16 protein-coding genes are annotated in these 21432 nt (G+C 43.9%); 7 read left to right on the plus strand and 9 right to left on the minus strand.

What is annotated here, in order from left to right:
• From C8N29_RS07940 to C8N29_RS07950, 3 genes are all read right to left on the minus strand, one after another.
• Window positions 1-1221 carry a tryptophan--tRNA ligase gene (locus C8N29_RS07940; RefSeq protein WP_107865525.1) on the minus strand — a complete coding sequence of 407 codons (1221 nt, stop codon included), beginning with the start codon at window positions 1219-1221 and terminating at the stop codon, window positions 1-3.
• Between the two features lie 456 nt (window positions 1222-1677).
• The gene (locus C8N29_RS07945; RefSeq protein ID WP_107865526.1) at window positions 1678-2301 is read right to left on the minus strand and encodes an L-threonylcarbamoyladenylate synthase; all 624 of its coding nucleotides are present in this window, start codon (window positions 2299-2301) and stop codon (window positions 1678-1680) included.
• Between the two features lie 84 nt (window positions 2302-2385).
• Window positions 2386-3243 (minus strand): PHP domain-containing protein, encoded by an 858-nt coding sequence (locus C8N29_RS07950; RefSeq protein WP_107865527.1) that lies wholly within the window; start codon window positions 3241-3243, stop codon window positions 2386-2388.
• Window positions 3244-3306: 63 nt separating this feature from the next.
• Between C8N29_RS07950 and ispZ the strand changes: the two genes are divergently transcribed.
• From ispZ to C8N29_RS07975, 5 genes are all read left to right on the plus strand, one after another.
• Complete coding sequence (gene ispZ, locus C8N29_RS07955; protein WP_107865528.1) at window positions 3307-3849, plus strand: septation protein IspZ; 543 nt, start codon at window positions 3307-3309, stop codon at window positions 3847-3849.
• 94 nt (window positions 3850-3943) lie between these two features.
• Window positions 3944-4243, plus strand: a complete 300-nt coding sequence (locus tag C8N29_RS07960) for a YciI family protein (RefSeq protein WP_107865529.1) — start codon at window positions 3944-3946, stop codon at window positions 4241-4243.
• Window positions 4240-4629, plus strand: coding sequence for an SH3 domain-containing protein (locus C8N29_RS07965; RefSeq protein WP_107865530.1), 390 nt, complete (start codon window positions 4240-4242; stop codon window positions 4627-4629). The genes C8N29_RS07960 and C8N29_RS07965 overlap by 4 nt, the downstream gene beginning before the upstream one ends.
• A 9-nt stretch (window positions 4630-4638) precedes the next feature.
• Window positions 4639-6621 (plus strand): bifunctional tRNA (5-methylaminomethyl-2-thiouridine)(34)-methyltransferase MnmC2/FAD-dependent 5-carboxymethylaminomethyl-2-thiouridine(34) oxidoreductase MnmC1, encoded by a 1983-nt coding sequence (mnmC, locus tag C8N29_RS07970; protein WP_107865531.1) that lies wholly within the window; start codon window positions 4639-4641, stop codon window positions 6619-6621.
• Window positions 6593-7258 carry a YoaK family protein gene (locus tag C8N29_RS07975; protein WP_107865532.1) on the plus strand — a complete coding sequence of 222 codons (666 nt, stop codon included), beginning with the start codon at window positions 6593-6595 and terminating at the stop codon, window positions 7256-7258. The genes mnmC and C8N29_RS07975 overlap by 29 nt, the downstream gene beginning before the upstream one ends.
• On the opposite strand, the gene C8N29_RS07980 is transcribed toward C8N29_RS07975, so the two are convergent.
• The 6 genes from C8N29_RS07980 to C8N29_RS08005 all read right to left on the minus strand — a co-directional run bounded on the left by C8N29_RS07980 (window position 7255) and on the right by C8N29_RS08005 (window position 18941).
• The gene (locus C8N29_RS07980) at window positions 7255-7791 is read right to left on the minus strand and encodes a hypothetical protein (RefSeq protein WP_146164438.1); all 537 of its coding nucleotides are present in this window, start codon (window positions 7789-7791) and stop codon (window positions 7255-7257) included. The two genes, C8N29_RS07975 and C8N29_RS07980, sit on opposite strands and share 4 nt — an antisense overlap.
• Before the next feature lie 104 nt (window positions 7792-7895).
• On the minus strand, window positions 7896-9920 hold the full coding sequence (gene ligA, locus C8N29_RS07985; protein ID WP_107865534.1) for an NAD-dependent DNA ligase LigA: 2025 nt from the start codon (window positions 9918-9920) through the stop codon (window positions 7896-7898).
• A gap of 297 nt (window positions 9921-10217) precedes the next feature.
• Window positions 10218-11063: a cell division protein ZipA gene (zipA, locus tag C8N29_RS07990; RefSeq protein WP_170106932.1), complete on the minus strand. Its 846-nt coding sequence runs from the start codon at window positions 11061-11063 to the stop codon at window positions 10218-10220.
• A 62-nt stretch (window positions 11064-11125) separates the two neighbouring features.
• Complete coding sequence (gene smc / locus C8N29_RS07995; RefSeq protein WP_107865536.1) at window positions 11126-14605, minus strand: chromosome segregation protein SMC; 3480 nt, start codon at window positions 14603-14605, stop codon at window positions 11126-11128.
• A gap of 391 nt (window positions 14606-14996) precedes the next feature.
• Window positions 14997-15692 carry a GntR family transcriptional regulator gene (locus C8N29_RS08000; protein ID WP_107865604.1) on the minus strand — a complete coding sequence of 232 codons (696 nt, stop codon included), beginning with the start codon at window positions 15690-15692 and terminating at the stop codon, window positions 14997-14999.
• A 147-nt stretch (window positions 15693-15839) separates the two neighbouring features.
• The gene (locus C8N29_RS08005) at window positions 15840-18941 is read right to left on the minus strand and encodes a DUF748 domain-containing protein (RefSeq protein ID WP_107865537.1); all 3102 of its coding nucleotides are present in this window, start codon (window positions 18939-18941) and stop codon (window positions 15840-15842) included.
• Window positions 18942-19231: 290 nt separating this feature from the next.
• Here C8N29_RS08005 and C8N29_RS08010 point away from each other — a divergent pair, with 290 nt between their 5' ends.
• Together C8N29_RS08010 and C8N29_RS17300 are read left to right on the plus strand one after the other, a co-directional pair.
• Window positions 19232-20884, plus strand: coding sequence for a nitrite/sulfite reductase (locus C8N29_RS08010; RefSeq protein WP_107865538.1), 1653 nt, complete (start codon window positions 19232-19234; stop codon window positions 20882-20884).
• Entirely contained in the window at window positions 20877-21365 is a 489-nt protein-coding gene (locus C8N29_RS17300; protein WP_107865539.1) for a DUF934 domain-containing protein, read from the plus strand. The genes C8N29_RS08010 and C8N29_RS17300 overlap by 8 nt, the downstream gene beginning before the upstream one ends.
• The last annotated feature ends 67 nt before the right edge of the window (window positions 21366-21432 follow it).

The following is a 21432-nucleotide window of genomic DNA, read 5'->3' on the forward strand; positions in this document are numbered from 1 at the left end:
TTAGAGGCCACGATAATTTAAGCCCATCGCTTGGCGTACGTCTTTTAAGGTATCTTCGGCGATGTCGCGCGCTTTTTCTGCCCCTTCCGCCAACAAACTATAAATCAATTCGGGTTGTTCTTCATATTCACGCGCACGTTGACGCATGGGCTCTAATTCGGCATTAATTGCTTCAATGACGGGCTTTTTACATTCCAAACAACCAATACCTGCCGAACGACAACCTTGCTGTACCCATTGTTGCGTGCTTTGTTCGGAGTAAATTTCATGTAACTGCCAAACAGGACAGACATCAGGATTACCCGCATCGGTACGACGGATACGCGCAGGGTCTGTGGGCATACGACGAATTTTCTGTTCTACGTCTTCGGGGGCTTCACGCAAGGCAATGGTATTACCATAGGATTTGGACATTTTTTGCCCATCTAAACCTGGCATTTTTGAAGCGGGCGTTAATAACGGTTGAGGCTCGGGTAATATAATTTTACCTCCGCCCTCCAAAGAGCCTAATAAACGCTCTTTGTCACCAATCGTGATATTTTGTTGTGTTTGTACCAGTGCTTGTGCCGTCGCTAAGGCCTCTACATCACCTGATTCTTGGTATTTTTTACGTAAATCTATATACACTTTGCTCGCTTTTTTACCCATTTTTTGGATAGCGGCGGCCACTAATTCTTCAAAACCCACTTCTTTACCAAAAAGATGATTAAATCGACGCGCCACCTCTCGTGTTAATTCGATATGCGCAACTTGGTCAGCCCCGACAGGGACTAAGCCTGCACGATATAATAAAATATCAGCGCTTTGTAATAAGGGATAGCCCAAAAAGCCATAGGTCGCTAGGTCTTTCTCTTTAAGTTTTTCTTGTTGGTCTTTATAGGTTGGCACCCGTTCTAACCAAGGCAGAGGCGTCATCATGGATAATAATAAATGCAGTTCTGCATGCTGAGGCATCTGCGACTGCACAAAAATCGTCGCTGTTTTGGGGTTAACACCCGCAGCCAACCAATCCACCACCATCGTAAATACACTTTGGCGAATGATACGCGGGTCATCATAGGTTGTGGTTAAGGCATGCCAATCTGCAACAAAAAAATAGCAATCATGCTCATACTGCAAGTTTGCCCAATTTTTTAACACCCCGTGATAATGCCCTAAATGTAATTGACCTGTCGGTCGCATACCCGACAATACCCGTTGCGAAGAAGCGACTGCACTCACCAAACTACTCCTGAAGCAGATTTACCAATGGGGATGATTATAACGAGGCCAGACGACAAAATGTTACGGCTTTTTGGCTTTTTGTTGTATTCCTAAGCAATTAGGCCACAAGTGATGCACTATTATTGCTGGATTACCGCCGTATCTGCATGGCAAGAAAAGAAAAAGGCAGACCTGACGGTCTGCCCAAAAAAACAAAAACTATCATAAACATGGAGGGTAACACCTCGAAAGGTACAAAGGCGAACCAAATCCCAGTAAGGTTACCTTAGCAGTTTGATGTTAATCGGCTAAATTCGTGATAGCAACTATAATTTTCAATATTTCGTCATAATTATCGAGTATTTGTTGAAGATTTCACACTAAACTTCTTTTTTATATATTTTCTATCAATATACAAGTGTCTATTTATGAACACTGTTGTTACGCTATTTATTGTGCTATTGCCTATTTTTATTAACTAAATGGACTAATATCACCTGCACCAACTCTTAATATTTCTGCACCACTCTCTTGGCTTAAATCAACGACGGTTGTTGGTATTAACGTACCAAATCCACCATTGATGACTAAATCCAACTGCTTACCCAACTTTTCGACAATATCTTCGGGGTCATATAATGGCTCTGAGTCTGCTGGTAATTGTAACGTCGCCGTTAATAAGGGCTCATTTAACTCTGTTAATAAGGCCTGACAGATGGCGTGGTCTGGCACACGCAGACCAATCGTTTTGCGCTTCGGATGCATCAGGCGACGTGGCACTTCGCTACTGGCTGTCAAAATAAAGGTATAGGCGCCTGGTGTATGTGCTTTTAATAAGCGATAGGTTGGATTATCTACTTTGGCATACGTGGCAATTTCGGATAAATCTCGACATAACAATGTAAAATGATGTTTATCATCTAATTGCCGAATACGGATAATACGTTCTAAAGCCGCTTTATCACCTAAATGACAACCTAAGGCATAGGCAGAGTCGGTTGGGTAGGCAATAACTGCCCCATTTTTAATCATTTGTACCGCTTGTTTTATCAGTCGCGGCTGGGGATTATCGGGGTGAATATGAAAATACTGGCTCATAATAGTAAAATCTCGTATGAATCGTTTTATTGTAGCCTAATTTTTTAAGCTATTTGCTTTGCGGATAAAATTAAAACGCGACTTTTAATGTACAGGGCTGATATCAGTATTAAACAAATGCCAAACAGGTCGGCATTGCTCAGGTAACTCACTAAAACGGCCTAGTCGTAACCATGTCATCGTGTTGCCATGAAAATCACTGCCTTGCGAGGCATGCAAATTGAATCGCTGTGCTAAAGCAGCCAAATTTTGAATAATATTGGTTTTTTCATTGGCTGTACTGACCTCCATTGCTTGACCACCTACTGCGACAAAATCAGCCAATAATGCCCTTAACTTGGTTTGGGACAATCCATAACGTGCGGGATGTGCTAATACGGGCACGCCTCCCGCTTCTCTTATCCATTGTACCGCCGTCGATAAATCTATCCACGGCATAGGTACTGCCGCAGGTTTACCCGTAGCTAAATATTTATCAAAGGCTTTTTGTAGCTGATTCACATGCCCTTGTGCGAGCAAATACTGAGCAAAATGGGCACGGCCAATTCTATTGGCGTCACCGTCTGCCATCGCTAATACACTCGGCCAACTCTCTCCCAAACCCAATAATTGAAGTTTATCGGCAATTAATCGCGCGCGTTTAGCGCGTGCTTGCGCTTGTTGAGCCAAGCCTGCAACGAGTGTGGGATGTTGGGGATTGATATTCAAACCAATAATATGTACCAGTTGTTGTTGCCAAATGGCCGATAACTCCACCCCATTCACAAGGCAAATACCCTGTTGTTTAGCCGCCGCTTGTGCTTCGGCTAAGCCTGCCACCGAATCATGGTCAGTTAAGGCAAGCATTTCGACACCTGCAGCCGCTGCTTGTGCGACTAAATCGGAGGGGCTTTCTGTACCATCGGAGTACAAACTATGACTATGTAAATCTATGACAGGCATGACAGACCAACGAAAGAAAGATACTATTAGACACCGCCTCCAGTATACACAAGTAATGTTCTTATGAAGCAACTGCTCGATTTTATTCCCCTGTTTGCCTTTTTTGCGACCTTCAAAACCTTAGGTATTTTTCCTGCAACAGGTGTACTGATTGCTAGCTCCATTTTGGTGTATGGCGGCTTGTGGTTAAAAGACAAACATTTAGAGAATGGTCAAAAACTTACCTTAGTGGCAACTATTTTGTTTGGTGGGATTACCCTACTCTTACACGACGATACCTACTTAAAATGGAAAGCGCCTGTCATTAATTGGATTTTCGCACTCGCATTTTTAGCCAGTTTATATATTGGTAAAGAGCCATTGATTCAACGCATGATGGGTAAAGCCTTTGAGATGCCTGCGAGTATCTGGCGTAAATTAAATTGGGCATGGATTTTCTTTTTTATTGTGGCGGGCGCGAGTAATGCCTATGTCGCATTTTACTTTGAAAAATATTGGGTAGATTTTAAGGTATTTGGTAGTCTTGCGATGACCTTTATTTTTATTGTTGCACAATTTATCGTGTTATCGCGTTATGTGAAAACAGACGATATGGTGAACAAATAATTTTTGCTGACGCAGTGTCGACCTAAGTACATTACCTCCTCGCAAAAAGAGCACAGTTTTTTGATTTTTATATTGACTTAAAGAGATAATGATTATGTGGTACGCCATTATTGCCGAAGATAAACCCAACTCACTCGCACAGCGTTTAGCGGCACGCCCCGCACATCTTGCACGTTTACAACAACTACAGGCCGAAGGTCGTTTATTAGTTGCTGGCCCACATCCTGCTATTGATAGTGAAAACCCTGCTGACGCGGGCTTTACAGGCAGCTTAATTATTGCTGAATTTGCCAGTTTAGCAGCAGCAAATACATGGGCAGCAGCCGACCCTTATATCGTCGCTGACGTGTATCAAACCGTGACCGTCAAGCCTTTTAAGAAAGTATTGCCATGAAACAATGGGTCGTGCTCGTACTGTGTTTAGTCTGCTCATCGGGTTATAGTGCCGAAAAATCGACGAATCCAGCGATTGCTGCAAATGGCACGCCCCCATCCCCCTCAACTCCAGTATCCGCCCCCCTTAATGCGGAGCAAAGTGCCGAACAACGACAACAACAAGTCCTCATTGCCAATGCCGAACGCCTTGATAACCTCAATCGTGAGTTATTAACACAAAATCAAAGCCTGCAACTATATAACGAAAAGTTGGCTCAACAGGTTGAATTACTGAAACATGACCGCAGTGCCGAAGGCATGCGTAACGGCGCACTTGCCGTCATTGTGGGTGTGTTATTGGGCTGGTTGCTGGCAAGTAATAAACGCCGTCATGATAAATGGTAGCACTTTCTTATGGTGATAGAACCTGCAGACATTTGTTGGCGTAATGGCTTGCCATTTTCACAACGCTTTAATGATATTTATTTTTCGCTCGATAATGGTTTAGCTGAAACGGAGTATGTCTTTTTAGAAGGCAATCAATTGGCTGAGCGTTTTGCCAGCTTAAGCGCAGGGGATAATTTTACCATTGCCGAAACTGGCTTTGGAACAGGTTTAAATATCTTAGCTGCTTGGCGCTTATGGGAAAAAACTGCCCCTAAAACGGCATGGCTCCATATTATTTCAGTCGAAAAACACCCTCTAACACACGAGGATTTAAGCCGCGCTTTAGCGTTGTGGCCAGAGTTAGCCGCCTATGCCCAAACGCTACTCGCACAATATCCGCCACTCACTGCTGGCTGGCACAGATTGGTATTTGATGAGGCACGTATCAGTCTGACTCTCATTTTGGGCGATGCCAATGAACTATTACCCGAAGCCGAAGCACAAGTCGATGCATGGTTTTTAGATGGCTTTGCGCCCGACCGCAATCCTGAGTTATGGCAATTATCCTTATTGACACACGTGGCACGCCTCAGCAAAGCGCAGGCTACCTTAGCCACGTTTAGTGCAGCAGGTGCAGTCAGACGCCATTTAGAAGCCTTAGGTTTTGCCGTTTACAAACAGAAAGGTTTTGGCCGTAAACGCGAAATGATACGTGCCTGTTATGTCAGCCCTAGTCAACCCGCACAGGACTCTTGGCAAAGTCTGCCCTCGATACCCCACCAACACCGTAAACACGTGGCGATTATTGGTGCTGGAATTGCAGGCGTGAGTTGTGCTTACGCGTTGGCGATTCGTGGCTGGCAAGTGACGATTATTGACCAAGCGGCGGGCGCGCACACAGCCGCTTCAGGCAATCCTGCGGCCATTATCTATCCCAAACTTGCACCACCCGCACTCTCTACATGGCATTTTCAACAACAAGCCTATTTATGGCTACTTAACCGTTTACAACAAACCCCACATTTAGCCACAGACGCATGGCAACAAACGGGCTTACTTTGGTTATTAGCGGGCAATCAACAACGCGAAGGCGAAAAACTGAAACAGCACCCTTGGCCAGCGAGCTTGGTACAGGCTGTCAATGCCCAACAAGCCAGCCACATCGCAGGGCTGGATATGGATACAGATTGTTTATATTTCCCGCAGGCGGGCTATCTCAATCCCCATGCCTTAAGTCAGGCATGGCTGAATCATCCCAATATTCGTACTATCTGGCACTGTAAGGTGACTGAGCTTAAACGTGAGGGAGAAGATTGGCAAATTTATGATGAGCAAGCGCATTGTCGAGCCACGAGTCCCGTTGTGATTGTGGCAAACGCCTTAGCCGCTGAACAGCTGTCTGTGTGTTCAGGCTTAACACTAACGCCTGTTCGTGGCCAAATTGCCACTTTCTCTCCAACGACACCCGCACTGTCCGCGCTCAAGACAGTCTTATGTTATGGCGGCTACCTCACACCTGCGGTTAAACAACAACATTGTATTGGTGCGTCTTTTTGGCCTAACAATGCTAACACTGAGGTCACTCAGGACGACCATCAACATAACTATGCGCTGTTAGCCAAGGTATTACCTAAGACTGCACACGCTTTACCCCCTATGACGATATGGCAAGGGCGAGCAGCATTAAGAGCGCAAACCAACGACTATTTACCCTTAGTCGGGGCACTGGCTGACTATGACGATTTTATGCATCGCTTTGCGGGCTTAAAAGATGGCAAAAAAATCCTTCAAGCGCCAAAGTATCATACAGGCTTATACGTATCGCTGGGGCATGGTTCTAAAGGATTTTGTTATGCCCCCTTAGCAGCAGAAATCATTGCTGCCCAACTCAATAACGAGCCACTGCCTGTCGCTAGACGCGTCTTACAGGCTTTATTCGCGCATCGTTTTTGGGTTAAACACATCAAACGGCAGCGTCATCATGACCAAAAAATTGCCCGCGTGGATTGAAATTGGCGCTTTTGTACTAGCGTTTGTAGCTGGCATTATTAATGTCGTTGGTTTATTGGGCTTTCATCATCAGTCCGTTTCGCATTTAACGGGCAGTGCCTCCTTATTAAGCCTTAAAGTGGTACAAGGTGAATGGGATATTACGCTGCATCTTTTAGGAGTGTTATTCAGCTTCTTTTTAGGAGCAATGCTGGCAGGCGTAATTATTCAAAATGCGACGCTCCGTTTAGGCAAGCGTTACGGTATCGCGTTAATGCTAGAAAGCCTGATGTTGTGGATAGCACTGCAATGCTTAATAGCAGGCTCGCATGGGGGAGATTTTTGGGCATCCGCAGCCTGTGGACTACAAAATGCGATGGTCAGCACGTATAGCGGTGCGATGATTCGTACCACACATATCACAGGCACAGTGACAGACTTGGGTAGTTACTTAGGACAACGCCTACGCGGTATTCCTGTCGAAGCTCGCCGATTTTGGCTGTATTTGTTATTGATTGCAGGATTTATGTGTGGTGGGCTGGTAGGCGCAGCCAGTTTTATGCGCTGGCATTACCACAGTTTATATATTCCAATTGCCACCACTGGTGTACTTTCTGCCTTATATTGGGGGTATTGGTATCACACAAAGCGCCTTTAATTCTCATCACGGTTGACACGATAACTCACTCGCTCTTGGCAGCGTGTCAAGGCCGCAGCACGCTCTGCTTGGTAAACGGGCGTTTCATCATATCCCTGATAACTCGTGTCATAGGCTAAATTTTTTAACATATCGTAAATAGCAGGTGACTGAGCCGCGATTTGCTCTAAATTACTGATACGCGACAAAATATAATTTTGTGCTGAATTACGCTTTCTGCGCGTATCGGAATAGCGGTCATAGCTATCGTAATACCCATTATTATAATAACGAGGCATGGGTTTATTAGCGGCAACTTCTTTGTCTTTGGCTTTTAGCACCAACTGACATAACTTGAGAATATCGTTGGCAGACATGGGTATCGTAATTTTGAATGAGGCATCACCGTGTTTGTCTTTAATGATAGTCGCGTTTTCGCCACAAGGTTGCTGACTAAACTCTTTTTTACCGTTACGTTCACAGGTATAAATATCGGCCGCCTGTGCTTGTGTACAAGCAAGCGTCAGCATCGTCAGACTCAATAGTGTTTTCATTATTCCTTGACCTGCTCTTTTCTAAAAAGATAACACAATTATTAAATACCGCATCTTGCTACCATCGTACTGTCAACTATTTATATAACGTAGTGCAACCACATTTAGGATAACTCATGTGTCGCTAATAATTCGACTAACTGTTGCTCATTCCAAACAACGACGCCTAATTTCTGAGCATCTGCCAATTTTGAACCTGCCTCTGCACCAGCCACCACAACACTCGTCTTTTTCGAGACACTGCCACTGACTTTCGCGCCGAGCTGCTGTAACTTCGCTTTGGCTTGGTCACGCCCCATCGTACTTAAGGTGCCTGTTAAGACCCATGTTTGGCCTTCGAGCGGTTGTTCTGCGCGTTGCTCCATTCTTGGCCAAGTCACGCCCGCAAGTCGCATTTGAGCAATCCTATCTTGATGTATCGATTCGGCAAAATACGCGACAATCCATTGTGCAGAGACTTCACCTATATCGGGTACGGCCATTAGGCTATCAAGCGTAGCTTGCTGAATAGCATCTAAGTCGCCAAAATGCTGTGCTAAGGCCAATGCAGTACTCTCACCTACGCCACGAATCCCTAAGGCATAAATAAAGCGGGGTAAGGTAGTCTGTTTACTTTGCTCAATCGCCGTTAATAGCTTATCAGCTAAGCGCTCTCCCATGCCTTCGATGACAGTATTGAGTAGTTTGTCTTTGCTAAGAGAATAAATGTCCGCCACATGGTTAATCAGACCTAATTCTAAAAATTGCTCTAACCAACGCTCACCAAGTCCTTCAATATTCATGGCCTTGCGCGAGACAAAATGTGCTAAACGCCGTTGGACTTGTGCTTCACAATAAAAATCACCCGAACAACGGGCAATCACACCTTTTTCATCTTGAATAATGGCAGACTGACAAATAGGACAGTGCGTAGGTAAGGCAATTAACTGACGATGCTCTGCCCTCTGTAAACGCTGTGTGACTTTAGGAATCACATCGCCTGCACGACATACTTGTACCGTGTCGCCAATCGCCAAGTCTAAACGTCGTACTTCGTCCATATTGTGTAAGGTGATATTACTAATCGTCACCCCACCCACAAATACAGGCTTGACGCGAGCCACAGGGGTTAATGCGCCTGTACGCCCCACTTGAAAATCAACTGCCTCCAAAATCGTACTTGCCAACTCTGCAGGAAATTTATAAGCCACTGCCCAACGTGGCTCACGACTGACCACACCCAGTCGTTGTTGTTTCGCAATTTCATTGACCTTAATGACAACACCGTCTATTTCATACGCAAGTTGTGGGCGTCGCTGTTGAATCATGTCAAAAAACTGTTGTGCGAAGCCAACACCTTGACCGACCCGAATCTCATCACTCACGGTAAATCCGAGGCGTGCTAACCATTGCAGTACCTCATATTGTTGAGTAGCTAGGGTTTGTCCTTCGATATGTGCAACCGCATAAGCATAAAAAGCCAGTGGCCGTTTAGCGGCAATTTGCGGGTCTAATTGACGGACACTACCCGCAGCCGCGTTACGTGGATTAGCAAAGACTTTTTCACCTGTAGCCAAGGCTTCTGCATTTAATTTGTCAAACCCCGCTTTAGGCATGAGCACTTCGCCCCTTACCTCTAAAAAGGCAGGTGGTTGATGGGTATTCAGACTTAATGGCAAATTACGAATGGTACGCAAATTATGACTAATATCCTCACCTGTCACACCGTCACCACGAGTAGCACCATACTTAAATTGGCCATATTCATAAATTAAACTCACCGCTAAACCGTCTAATTTTAATTCAGCACAATATTCCAGTTCGTGATTATCCTCCAAACGGTCTTTTAATTTACGGTCAAAATCTGTTAACTCGGCTTGATTAAAAACATTCCCCAAAGACAACATCGGAATCCGATGGTTAACGGGAGAAAAGACACTGATTGCTTCGCCACCCACACGCTGGGTGGGTGAATCTGCGGATATTAACTCAGGATACTGCTGCTCTATTTTTTTTAAGGTTTGATATAATTGGTCATATTCTGCATCGCTGATTTCAGGATTATCTAACACATAATAACAGTGATTATGATGACGTAACTGCTGTGTGATTTCTCGTATTTGTGTCATTAATTCTGCTGTTATGGTCATTATTAAACACTCTGCACAATAAGGGCTGATGATGGCTGCGAAAGACGCCTCACTTCAACAGTCACAAAAATAATAAACGTCTGCTAATAGGGTTATATGCGCATGAATTGACATATTAACCACCTGACAATAGGGTCGTATTTTACAAAATCGTGCCATAATATAAAGCCTTGAGATGCTTGAACAGCACAGGACGGGATAAAACGACAAGATAAGACGACTTTAGATGATGAGCGGGCTTAAACCTTATGGCATAAGCCCGTTGAGCGGGAGAATGATGAAACAGAAATCGTGATGTTAGACCGCTTTGCTCATGAGTTTGTGACGGGTAAACTCCACAACTTGCTCGCGATAATGCTCAATTAACTGACGATTTAATGGATTTTGATTTTGGTCTAACACTTGACCACAGAATTCGTGTGCTAAACGCTTTGCCGTGTCAATCATCATATCATAGGCTAAGTAAGGTTGTTGATTAGGCAAGGCCATAAATAAGGTCACTGCAGTGATGAATTCAGCACCCATGGCTTCTAAATCGAAAGCACCGACTTCATCAACACGTGCCATACTAAACAAGACTTGGCCGTGACCATTTGGATGCTCATGGCGATGAAACATGCCCATTTCACCAAAACGCAAGCCATAATTAGAGACCGACTTTAATAAACGCTCGCCATCAAACGGTACACGCCCCGATGTCACATAGACAATAATATAATCTTGTGCTTCAACGACTTTGCTTTGTGAAGCAGACATGGCAAGCGTATCAACGAAATCATCATCGACGCTGATTGTTTCATCGGCAACGATATCCACTTTGTCTTCTTTGCTGGCGCTAATGTTGACGACATTGCTTGTGGTAACAGGCTCTTCGATGGCTTGCGCAGTAAAACGCACAGTCTCCATTTCTTCGTTAGCCGCAAAATGCTCGGAAGCATCGTTAGCACTAAAACTAGGTTCTACAGCCACTTGTGGCAAATGACGACGTTGTGCACGTGGTACTACAGGCATACCGTTTACGCTTGCATAGTCATCTGCTGCCAGTTCGCTACTATCTTGTTGTTTGGCTTGATACATATCGCGTAGTACTTTTGCCAATACGATGAGGGCAACCGCAACTGCACCCCAAATCATTGTTTCCATAATCATCACTCTCAATTTAGTTAAGTATATGAACTCAAACTATGTCATTAGCTAAGTTCTGCTTATGCAGCGGCTAAGGCCGCTGCTTGTTCTACATCGACTGACACCAAGCGCGAGACACCGGGTTCGTGCATGGTGACACCCATCAATTGTTTTGCCATCGACATCGCAATTTTATTATGCGTGATATAAATAAATTGTACCTGTTGTGCCATTTCTTCTACTAAGCGACAAAAGCGACTGACATTCGCATCATCTAATGGTGCATCCACTTCGTCTAATAAACAAAATGGTGCAGGATTAAGTTGGAAAATAGCAAAAACTAGCGCTAATGCTGTGAGCGCCTTCTCACCACCAGATAATAAATGGATTGTCGCATTTTTTTTACCAGGTGGCCGTGCGGTAATACTCACTCCGCTCGTTAAAGTATCCTCTCCCACTAAATGTAAAGCGGCCATACCGCCACCAAACACTTTTGGAAATAAATGCTGTAGGCCATCATTTACTTGATTAAACGTATCCATAAATAAGGTACGTGTTTCTTTATCAATATGTTTAATCGCCGTTTCTAATTTCGTCAGTGCTTCTTCTAAATCTTGCGCTTGATTATCTAAATAGATTTTACGCTCTGCCTGCTGTTGATATTCTTCAATAGCCGCCAAGTTAATCGCACCCAATCGGCCAATTTTGGTGGCCACACTGTCTAAACGCTGTTGTAAATCCGCTTCATTCAATGCCTGAGTGAAGCCATCTATCATTTCTGGCGTCGTATTTAACGCTTGTAACTGCTCGACGAGATGCTCTTGACGAGCAGAAACGCCCTGCCACGTTAAACGGTCTTGTTCTAAGCCCTGACGCAACGGCTCAATACTGGCATTCAGTTGCGCCCGTTGCTGCTCTAAGTGACGATATTCGCTCGCCAAGGCTTGTAACTGTACCTGTGATGCTTGTAGTGCCTCTTCAGCAACCAATTTTTCGGCCAGATAGTCTTCTAACAACAGGGTTAATTCGGCATTCGGCTCAGTCAAGGCCAAGAGAGAACTTGCCAAATCTTGCTGTTGTGTTGCCAAACTAGCCAAGTAGTGTTGTTGACGTTGTTGACTCTGTGCCAACGCTGCTTGTCGGGTATGCAAACCTTGTACCGTTAACGCCAACTGATGGCTTTGCTGACTCAATTGTTGTTGTGTTTGTCGTAATTGGACAAGTGACAATCGACTTTGTTCGCGCTCAGTTTGCAAGTGTTCATAGGCTGTTTGATAGTGTTGCAGTGACTCTAAATAGTCTTCTAGTTGCAAACGAGCCTCTGCCAGTAACTCTGTATCAATTGTTGTTTGTTGGGCTAATTCATCTAACTCACGGGCAATACGCTGAGCCTGTAGTTGTGTCTGTGTCAACTGTGCTTGCAGTTTGCCTAACTTCGCCTGTTGGACACCGCGTTCTTGTAGATGCTGTGACAATTGACGCTGCAACTGTAAACGTTGCTGCTCCCATTGTTGTTGCTGTTGCACAAGGTGTTGTTGCTGTTGCTGACAGACCACAATCTCATTTGCAATTTGCGTCAAACTCTGTTGTAACTGCGTTAAGCGTTGTTGCCGTGCCAAAACACTGTCTTGTTGTGCTGCATTCAGTACTTTTAACCAATGACGCCCTACCCAATAACCATCGGCACAAATAAAAGACTGACCCACAGCTAATTGACTACGTGCAGCTAAGGCCTGTTGTACCGTACCTATATAACGAACATGGGTTAATAACTCATTCCCTATATGACTATCAACATAGGCTAATAAGGCATCTGGGGGATAATCGGCAGGTATCGATTGCCGCTCTAAGAGCATAACTGCAGGGCACGCGGTTAAATCAATGTGTGCTAAGTCATCAACCAAAATAGCACTAATTGCCTCGCCTAATACTTTTTCTACCCATGGCTCAAAACCCGTTTTCACTTGCAGCACTTCCGCTAAACGCGGTTGTTGAGCCAACTGTTGCTGTTCTAACCACTGTGCTTGTTGATGATTATCACGGCCTAAGGCGGCTTGTTGTAGCGCCAACAAAGCCGATTGTTCGCCCTGCGCTTGTTGCTGCTGACTTTGCAAATCATGTAAGTGTTGGTGTAAATGCTGTAATTGATTGGCCGTCGCGGTAAGTTGCTCGCTAATTTGTTCTTGCTGCACCTGTTCTTGATGCAAACAACTATCCAATTCTGCTAATAGAGTTTGCTGAATTGCCACCTCTTCCAGCAAATCATCGGTTGCAAACTGCCCCATTTCTTGCTGTAAGCGGTGTTGACGGTCTTTAGCACGCAACAGACCTTGCTCTAAGGTTTGTACTTTATTTTGCCACAACTGCACCTGTGTCGTGGTTTGCGCTGCCGACTGTTGCTTGGCCTCATAGTCTTGTTGTTGCGTCAGTAATTGCTGTTCAGCTTGTTCAACACGCCACAGTTGTTCGTCTAAGCGCGCTGCTAACTCGTCCTGCTGCGGCAATAGCTGAATTAACTGCTGAGCCAACTCAGCTAACTCGTATTCATCTTGTTCTGCCTCGGCTAAGGCTTGTTGCTGCCGTGCACTTAAAGAGGCTGCCTGCTGTTTCAACTGCTGACGACGCTGTTCATGGTGCTGTAACTGCTGTTCCGTTTGACTAATACTATTTTTAATACCAAATACACGGTTCTGGGCGGCGTGCACTGCCTGATGCGCGTTATCTTCTTGATGACGAGCTTGAGCAATAGCTGACTCAAAATGCTGTTGCGCATTTAAGGATTCTGCCAGTTGGCTGGCTTTAAGCTGAATTTGTTGTTGATAATGGGCAAGCTCTTGCTGCAACGATTGCCAGCGCCAGCCATATAACTGGATTTTGGTTTGGCGTTCTTCGTTTTTTAACGCCCGATACTTTTCGGCGGCATCGGCTTGTTTTTGTAAATGGGCTAACTGACGGGCTAACTCATCACGAATATCATTTAATCGGGCAAGATTATCTCGGGTATTGTTAAGTCGCGTTTCTGTTTCTTTACGGCGTTCTTTATAACGCGAAATACCCGCTGCTTCTTCAATATAAACGCGTAACTCTTCAGGTCTGGCTTCGATTAAACGCGAAATCATCCCCTGCTCAATAATAGCGTATGAGCGCGGGCCTAAACCTGTCCCTAAAAAAATATCGGTAATATCTTTACGACGGCATCGGCTACCATTTAGAAAATAATCGGATTTCCCATCCCGATTTACTTGGCGACGTACACCGATTTCTTGGTATTTGGCATATTCTCCGCCCAAAGTACCATCGGTATTATCAAAAATCAGCTCAATACTGGCTTGTCCAACGGGTTTGCGACCACTTGAGCCATTAAAAATGACATCAGCCATCGACTCACCACGCAAATAGCGGGCAGACGACTCCCCCATTACCCAACGAACGGCGTCAATAATATTGGACTTACCACAACCATTTGGCCCCACAATCGCAGAGAGATTCTGTGGAAAAGGCACCGTTGTCGCATCCACAAATGACTTAAAGCCCGCCAGCTTAATACTTTTAAGGCGCATAATCGTCTAGTGTATGGAGATTTTAAGAGATGAGTCCTTAGCCTAGTTTGTCATATTTTTTTGGGAATTATATTTGCAAAAAATAGATATTATGCTTATACAAATAATAGCGGCATTGAGATACGCTAAGTGATTGATAGCAAAAACAAGTTCTAATTTTGGCAAAAATTCCTATATATACAAACACCAAAGTCCATTAGGATTTTTTTGAAATTCTATCGGAAAAAATAGACAGACTAGCGGCAAATTGCAACAAAATATTAATAAAAACCGACAAAATGCAGCTTTTTTATACATTTGTTTTGTCGTAGGCATTTTATTTCACGCTTTGCGCTTAAACAAAATGCCTTTATCACCACAGAAAGGATATTTAATTGATATCCCTTCACTATTAACGACGAGAGCGTTGCGCCCACGCTAATTCAATTTGTTTCATTCGCGCTAAAGAGTCGAGAACCAAATTACGCAAATGACGACAAAAATCATCAACCAACAAGGCAGCCTGTTCTCCTTTACGCATTAAAATAGCTTCCAAAATTCCCTTAAAAAACCCATGCGCTTCTTGTAATTCACGCTTATTGGTATGTAAAGCTAAATAATAACTTCGTTGCAACGCTGGCTGTAAATCTTCGAGCATTTCTTCAATATAGGGATTCATGGCAAAACGGTAAGCCATTCTAAAAAAAGAAAATGAGCCTTCATAAAAGCCCTCAATATCCCCTTCACGCGCTAATGCCTGCATGTGTTCCACTAAAGAAGTAAAACTTTCTACATCACTTTGCCGCCAATTATCCGCAGCACGGCGGGCAATCAAGGTTAATAACAGGGTAATGACTTCAAATAGACTTTTGATTTGTTGTGCCGACATTTCGGCGACCACCGCACCACGACGCGGATAAATATTGATTAAGTGGCGACGCTCTAAAATCAGCAAGGCTTCGCGGACAGAACCTCGACTGACATTAAGCTCTTTGGCGATTCTAAGCTCTTGAATACGCTCTCCTTCTACCAAATCGCCTGTCACAATTTGCCTGCCAACATGACGAGCAATTTGCTCCGCTAGACTTTCTGCCGCTTTAAAGGTCATAGCACACCCGTTGATAAAACCCATATCCGTTTTTTGTTCTGCACGCATGCTAACATGGGCTACGAGCGCTGCATAGAATAAATTGTCAAACAATCAGACCTTTTATTGCCCTACGAGGCAAGGAAACAGACCAAGTAGTCCCCATACTTAATGGGCACTGACATTAACTTTAGTAATCACATATTCTGAGATAGCGGCACTACTTTCAGGTTCTAACACAAAAACTTGTTGTTCGGGAATTTGGTGTTTTTCGATTAAACTGGCTCTAATACTTCGCGCTCTATCTAAAGCCAATTGGCGTAAATCGCCTTCGCTGACCGCATAATGCTGTTTAATTTGTGTGGATAATGCCAATAAATAGCTTTCCATCGCTAAACTTAGCTCTTGGCTCGTATTGGGTTTAAGATTTAAGACTTTTTGTTGCGTCAATGCCTCCACACCATAGAGTTCTTTATACCAATTTTCTAATACCATTTGTTTATTTGGATTATTCTGTAGTTTCGTCGTCAATATCTGTTGAAACTTACTTTGTTGTATGGCTTGACTATCCAGTAGCGGGTCAAATGTCCCGCGAACTTCCACACTTAACTGGGGTCGTTTTAGCAAGGCTTGGCCAATTTGTTGAATTTTTTGTTGACTCTCTGTGGTTAACTGACTGCTATTGGCGGCAAAGGCTAGACTATCCATATCCTCTCCGCCACCAACCAAATTGGCGATAAAACGAAAAGGTGCTGTTGCCACTTTGGTTAATACATTAACAATGGCTTGCCAAACAATAGGACCAACCCTAAATTTGGGGTCATCTAAACTGCCTGTAATAGGAATATCTAAATCAATCACACCGTCACTGTCTTTAAGCAAGGCAATCGCTAAGCGTAGCGGTAGACTCACCGCATCAGGACTATCTACCTTTTCACCTAAGGTCAATTGATTTAAGACAATCTTATTGGTGGCATTTAACTGCCGCTCGTGAATTTTATAATTCAAATCTAAAGACAATTTGCCTTTATCAATACGATAACCTGCAAATTTAGCTGAATACGGCGTTAAAGTGGTTAGCTCTACATTTTGGAAAGAAACCAACATTGCTGTATTTTCATCGGGATTAAAGGGATTTAACGCGCCTTTAATAAACGCTTTACCATATTGGTCAACGCGCCCTTGTAAATTAACACGGGCATGGCTACTGGCTTGGGTTGATATATCGCGAATATCTCCCGTTAATTGTTGAATACCTGTGGCAAATTGAGGCGTTAAAGATAAATCCGCAAATAACATCGCCCCATTACGGACATTCACTTGGGCAATCGTCATCGCTAAGGGCGCGGCGGTTGAGGATTTTTGAGTTGTATCGGGTGTATCGGCAATGACTTGCTGCAAATTGATGGTTTTATCAGGCGCAATAATCAAACGGGTAAAGGGCTGCTCAACATCAATACGTTTAATCGCCAAACGTTGGGGGCTTAATTGCCAATCTAAACCTGCGATATTCAGACCTCGCCATGCCAAAAAACGCTGGTTGAGTTTCATATCATTAGCAGCAAACTGATTTAACCCCACACTGCCCTTAAAACTTGCCTGTAAACTCTTGTCTTGCTGCACAGACAATTGCCCTTTCACACTTAATTGACCACTCTCCAACTTTAAGCGTGCCATATCCTGAACATACGGAGCAAAGGGGACTAAGGCCAGTTGTTTAATCTCCAGTTCGGTTTGAACCTTGAGTGGACTCTCCTGAAAGAGTCCTGACAAACGAATATCTCCCCCAGACTTTAGGGTTAAACTACCTTCCCATTCATGGGGTCTAGCTAAGTCTAATTCGGGCTTAATGACTACCTGATGTATATGGACTTGGTTAGCAATGGCAGGCTGTTGCGTATCGTCTTTAATATTGAGTAATAGTTTATTGAGAGACAATTCCCCTAACGCATAACGCCATGTAGGGCTTGGCTGGGATGTAGATGTAGATGTAGATGTAGATGTAGATGTAGATGTAGATGCTATACGTTTTTCTAAGTCTGTGACAAAACGCTGCCAATTGAGCGTGCCATCTTGCCGACGCTCACATGCTATCTCTCCTCCCTCGATAACAATTGCACCCGTGTCAATATATTGTTTTTTGGGGTTAATTTTTAGACGTTGAATATAAAGTTGTGGTAAAGCTAATAAGGGTTTATCTTGACCAATCAACAGCTTATTGAGACTAATCGTTGCCAAACTGGCATTATCTTGTTCAGGCTGCCACTGTCCATCGGTCAATACAAGTTGTTCATAGGCCAAAGGTTGTGTTTGGTTTGAAGTATCTTGCACGTTAAAATCCGTCACCGATAAACGCGCAAAACGGCTATTGAGATGTGGCCAATCACTTGCCAAGTTTTCAATCCTAAACGCATCAAAGGCAAGTGCAAAAGGACGTTTGCTATCTGTCAGATACCCCGCTTTTATCTCTACATTGGCATTAGACACACGAAGCAAGGGTTGCTCATTTTTTTCTTCTAACTGATAAGAGAAATCTATACCTAACTCGCCTTTCTGTAAGACAAATGGCATCTCATCTAACAAATTATTGACGGTTTTAGCTTGAATATGCTGCATGCTGACTTGCCCAGAAGACATCAATGGACTTAGGCCTATCACACCTTGCCACTTCAACTTTTCACCTAGGCTAGTTTCTGCTTGTAATTGATAACTGCCTTTATCCCCTTTGAGCGAGCTTAAATTATAGAGGTCGAGGTTAATATCTTCTAGGGTTGCAACAAAGGGCTTAGAACGGCTATCGTCTTTAATATCCACGTGTGCTTGATGTAAATTAAACACCGCCAATTGCCACGGCAGAGGCTCAGTTTTGGGGTTGTCATCAGCAGGTATCAGTTGTAATAAATTTAATTTCCCTTGAGCGTTAATGTGAGCATTTACCACGGGTTTAATAATATCCAGCTCTTCAACATAAATACGACGTTGCCATAGAGAGAGTAATAAACTTTGGTTTAGATAAATACTGTTAGCCGCTATTAACGGTTTATTTTGCGTGTCATAAATAGCGAGTCCATTGAGTTTAATCGCCAGCTTAAGCGGATTCACTTCAATTGTTTGAATCGCTAACACTAAACCTAACTCTTTGGACACATAATCTTGCGCTGCCTGTTTGATGAGCGTTGGTAAGACGGTAAACCCTAATACCGTATAAAATGCTACGGCAGTGCCTATGCCAAACAAGGGCTTTTTATGTGTTTTGACTAAATTCATCATTATGTGTGCCCAATCAATATTACAACGTATGTCGCGCAAATCGTTAAAACTATAGCCGATGTCTTTATCACTAAAACCTAAGATTCATATAGAGAAAAAGCATTTTAGTTATATAGCAAGTCTTGGTATCCTTAGCAGTAAGAGTTTATCTGTAGCCATTTGGCCGTCACAACTCATTTTTGAGCTAAATACGCCGTTATTTACAGAGACAAAAACAAAGTCTTTAGAATAACGGCGTGTTTTAAAATCCACAGCCCCTATATTTTCTGTTATAACAAAGTGCAAGGCTTATGTATCAATACGACGCATACGATCAAAAAATCGTCGATCAACGCGTAGCGCAGTACCGTGATCAAACCCAGCGCTATTTAGCAGGCGAACTGAGCGAAGATGAATTTCGCCCATTCCGCTTACAAAATGGCTTATATATTCAACGCTATGCTCCGATGCTACGCGTTGCTATTCCGTATGGCATGTTATCTAGCCAGCAAGTACGCACCCTCGCTACGATTGCTCGCCAGTATGACCGTGGCTATGCGCACATCAGTACCCGTCAAAACATTCAGTATAACTGGCCACCCTTGGCACAAGTTCCTGATATTTTAGCCGATTTAGCTAAAGTACAAATGCACGCCATTCAAACCAGTGGTAACTGTATCCGCAATACCACGACTGACCAATTTGCAGGGGTGGTTGCTGGCGAAGTGATTGACCCTCGCCCCACTTGCGAATTAATTCGCCAATGGTCAACCTTTCACCCTGAATTTGCCTTTTTACCACGTAAATTCAAAATTGCCGTTAATGCTCATCCCGATATAGACCGTGCCGCAACTGCTGTGCATGACATTGGTGTTTATATCGTGAAAAACGATGCAGGCGACATTGGCTATAAAATTTTAGTCGGCGGTGGCTTAGGCCGTACCCCGATTATTGGCGTTGTGATTCGTGAGTTTTTGCCTCAAAATGAATTGATTGCTTATTTAGAAGCGATTTTGCGCGTCTATAACTTATATGGTCGTCGTGATAATAAATACAAAGCACGCATCAAAATTTTGGTAAAAGCACTGACACCTCAAGTGTTTGCGGAAAAAGTAGAGGCTGAATTTGCACACACCAAAACCGAAAATCTTTTAGTACCTGAGGCCGAATTTACCCGTTTAGCCAGCTTTTTTACCGAGCCTGCTTATCAGGATTTAAGCGATAATCCAGCCGAACTCAGCCAAGCCTTGACCGATGATAAAGCCTTTGCGCTTTGGTTTAACCATAACACCCATGCTCATAAAAAGGCGGGTTATCGGATTGTAACTTTGTCGCTGAAACGCACAGGCGTTGCACCGGGTGATATTACCACCGAGCAACTTTTTGCGGTGGCCGACCTTGCAGACCAGTATAGTTTTGGCGAAGTACGTACCACACACGAACAAAACATCGTCTTAGCCGATGTACGTCAAGACCAGCTTTTTGCACTCTGGCAGCGTTTAAGTGCGCTAGGTTTTGCTACCGCCAATATTGGTTTCTTAACCAATATTATTTGCTGTCCTGGCGGTGATTTTTGTTCATTGGCGAATGCCAAGTCCATTCCCATTGCCGAACAGATTCAACGTCGCTTCAGTGACCTCGATGAAGTCTATGATATTGGTGCCTTAGATATCAATATTTCGGGCTGCATGAACGCCTGTGGGCATCATCACGTTGGCCATATTGGTATTTTAGGCGTAGACAAAAAAGGTGAAGAATACTATCAAGTGTCTTTAGGTGGTAATGCTGGCCATGACGCTAGCTTAGGTGACATTTTAGGCCCTTCTTTTTATGCCGAAGACATGGCGCATGTGATTGAAGAAGTATTAAATGTGTATCTCGACCATCGCCATGACAACGAGCGTTTCTTAGAGACTTATCGCCGTATTGGTATTGAAAAATTTAAGGAGCGCGTCTATGCCTAATATTATTAAAGACGGCGTGATTATTGCCGACTCCTTTGTCTGGTTAAGCGAGATTAACGAACTGCCCGCACAAGCGATTGTGGTGACACTGGCACTCTGGCAAGCGCACCGCGAGTTAATTAGCGCACATCCTTATGCTAAGGCGATCGTTTTGAAACCTGACCAACATCCAGAACAAATCCGTGACGACTTGGCACATTTTGCCATGATAGCTTTAGACTTCCCTGCTTTTGCAGACGGTCGGGGTTATTCTTATGCAGTGTTATTGCGCCAACGCTACGGCTTTACAGGTGAATTACGCGCCACAGGTGACGTGTTTAAGGATAATTTGTTTTACTTAAAACGCTGTGGCTTTAATAGCTTTGCTGTACGTGCCGATAAAAATATAGATGTTGCTCTGGCAGGACTTCATGACTTTACCGAAAGTTATCAAGCCAGTGTTGACCAAGATATGCCGTTGTATAGACGTCGTCTCGCCTAGAAGGCTTAACTGACACCTACTTGTTTGGGTTTACCCCCAAACAAGCACAGTCTGTATATAAGCACCA

The organism is Agitococcus lubricus, from assembly GCF_003051055.1.
Classification (GTDB): domain Bacteria; phylum Pseudomonadota; class Gammaproteobacteria; order Pseudomonadales; family Moraxellaceae; genus Agitococcus; species Agitococcus lubricus.

Bases quoted from the DNA above. Each gene is read 5' to 3' on its own strand.
- C8N29_RS07945 (WP_107865526.1), bottom strand. From the start codon at position 2,301: ATGAGCCAGTATTTTCATATTCACCCCGATAATCCCCAGCCGCGACTG.
- C8N29_RS07950 (WP_107865527.1), bottom strand. From the start codon at position 3,243: ATGCCTGTCATAGATTTACATAGTCATAGTTTGTACTCCGATGGTACA.
- ispZ (WP_107865528.1), top strand. From the start codon at position 3,307: ATGAAGCAACTGCTCGATTTTATTCCCCTGTTTGCCTTTTTTGCGACC.
- C8N29_RS07960 (WP_107865529.1), top strand. From the start codon at position 3,944: ATGTGGTACGCCATTATTGCCGAAGATAAACCCAACTCACTCGCACAG.
- C8N29_RS07965 (WP_107865530.1), top strand. From the start codon at position 4,240: ATGAAACAATGGGTCGTGCTCGTACTGTGTTTAGTCTGCTCATCGGGT.
- mnmC (WP_107865531.1), top strand. From the start codon at position 4,639: ATGGTGATAGAACCTGCAGACATTTGTTGGCGTAATGGCTTGCCATTT.
- C8N29_RS07975 (WP_107865532.1), top strand. From the start codon at position 6,593: ATGACCAAAAAATTGCCCGCGTGGATTGAAATTGGCGCTTTTGTACTA.
- C8N29_RS07980 (WP_146164438.1), bottom strand. From the start codon at position 7,791: ATGAAAACACTATTGAGTCTGACGATGCTGACGCTTGCTTGTACACAA.
- ligA (WP_107865534.1), bottom strand. From the start codon at position 9,920: ATGACCATAACAGCAGAATTAATGACACAAATACGAGAAATCACACAG.
- zipA (WP_170106932.1), bottom strand. From the start codon at position 11,063: ATGGAAACAATGATTTGGGGTGCAGTTGCGGTTGCCCTCATCGTATTG.
- smc (WP_107865536.1), bottom strand. From the start codon at position 14,605: ATGCGCCTTAAAAGTATTAAGCTGGCGGGCTTTAAGTCATTTGTGGAT.
- C8N29_RS08000 (WP_107865604.1), bottom strand. From the start codon at position 15,692: ATGACCTTTAAAGCGGCAGAAAGTCTAGCGGAGCAAATTGCTCGTCAT.
- C8N29_RS08005 (WP_107865537.1), bottom strand. From the start codon at position 18,941: ATGATGAATTTAGTCAAAACACATAAAAAGCCCTTGTTTGGCATAGGC.
- C8N29_RS08010 (WP_107865538.1), top strand. From the start codon at position 19,232: ATGTATCAATACGACGCATACGATCAAAAAATCGTCGATCAACGCGTA.
- C8N29_RS17300 (WP_107865539.1), top strand. From the start codon at position 20,877: ATGCCTAATATTATTAAAGACGGCGTGATTATTGCCGACTCCTTTGTC.